Source organism: Burkholderia sp. AU4i, from assembly GCF_000466765.1.
Lineage (GTDB): Bacteria > Pseudomonadota > Gammaproteobacteria > Burkholderiales > Burkholderiaceae > Burkholderia > Burkholderia cepacia.
On record NZ_ASSI01000023.1, the window covers coordinates 1 to 700 of the forward strand.

At 60.0% G+C, this 700-nt stretch carries 1 protein-coding gene; it reads right to left on the bottom strand.

Going from position 1 to position 700, the window contains the following annotated elements:
* Positions 1–86 precede the first annotated feature (86 nt).
* On the bottom strand, positions 87–700 hold a 614-nt coding region (locus L810_RS48055), incomplete at its 5' end, for a bacteriophage T4 gp5 trimerisation domain-containing protein (RefSeq protein ID WP_042973099.1).

Sequence of the window (700 nt, forward strand, 5' to 3'; positions counted from 1 at the left end):
GCATTCGGCCATCGGGTCCAAGAGCAGGTAGAGATAGTCGGTTTGGGTGCGCTCGCTGCTGGCAAACGCGTGAACGGCGCTCGCTGTCATCTGGCGCGCTCCAGGCAATCGGCCTGTTGACCTTCCAGAATCTGGCTACCCAGCGATAGATTGTTTCCATCTCCGCCCCCCTGCTGGGTCATCGGCCCCTTCACACGGATTGCCACGGCATCCAGCGTGATGCCGCTGCTGTCAATGCGCACGGTACCACCCGGCCCCTTGACGACAACGGCTTCGGCTGCGTGCATTTCGTACACTTTGGTGCGATGCCGAATGGCTTGCCCCGCCTCCAGGTCGGCACGCCCCTGCACGCGCTGTTCATAGTGCCCGCCGATATCAACCGTATGATTGGCTGCGGTCTTGTCACGCCGGTGGTTACCCACCTCTTCGGCGTGGTCCTTGCCCGTCGTGATGGTGTGGTTGCGACCGATCGTCAGAAAACCGTCCTCTCCAATGTCATGTCGGCGATCCTGACCAATCGTGACTTGTTCGTCGCGGCCGACTGTCTCCTTGCGGTCGTTACCGATGGCGATGGTTTCGTCGTGTTCCACCTGCTCGCTGCGATCGTTGCCGACGAACGTGGTTTCGTCGTGATTGACGTGGATGTTCTGGTCCTTCTGCGCGTGGACATAGATTTCTTCCTGATCCTTCTCGTCCTCGA